The sequence below is a fragment of the Natrinema sp. CRL1 genome, assembly GCF_059162405.1.
This window is the reverse complement of sequence record NZ_JBLVOY010000023.1, coordinates 1-569: the sequence shown is the minus strand read 5'-3', so window position 1 is coordinate 569 and position 569 is coordinate 1. Positions and strand designations below refer to the sequence as shown.

The following is a 569-nucleotide window of genomic DNA, read 5'->3' as shown; positions in this document are numbered from 1 at the left end:
ATGCTGACCTGGTGGCGCGGAATGCGTCCGCCCCAGTCCTCCGGCTTCCAGATCGTCGGACGATTGTCCGGGCCATATCGCGGCGTAAATAGGTAGCCGTCGAATGTCTCGAGCTTGATGACGGTGAGGTCATCCACCTCGGAGCCATCGAAACCGCCGCAGACGGCAGTTCCCGGCTCAGGCGGCGGAAGCCACGGCAGAGGCATGACACCCCTCCCACAATCCCGGCGGCAACCATGACCCGCCGCCACGCACGAGACGGTTCCCGAAGAACCGCTCAGCCTGCGACGAATCCGTCTCCATCAACTCCAGGCACTCAGCCTCGATCGAGTCAATGTTGATGTGCGCGGCGCCCGCGTAGACGTACGACAGGATCTTGCGACGCTCCCGAGCATTCTGGAATGAGAACGGCTTGCCGTCCGGGCGCTTCAACGCAAGGTCGGGGTCTCGCCAATACTTAAAGATGTCCGATCGCTGCGACTCTTGCGTCTGCTGCGCCGCGCTATTCTGCGCCGGATCAAGCGCGTTCGTCGTCTCCATCGAACGTCCGCCCATCGCAGCCGCACCAC

Annotated in this window: 1 protein-coding gene; it reads right to left on the bottom strand. The window is 63.1% G+C overall.

The genetic code is table 11. From position 1 onward, the window contains the following. Positions 1-177: 177 nt before the first annotated feature. Positions 178-569: hypothetical protein (locus tag ACJYUO_RS21855; protein ID WP_494347408.1), on the bottom strand; the 392-nt coding region annotated here is incomplete at its 5' end.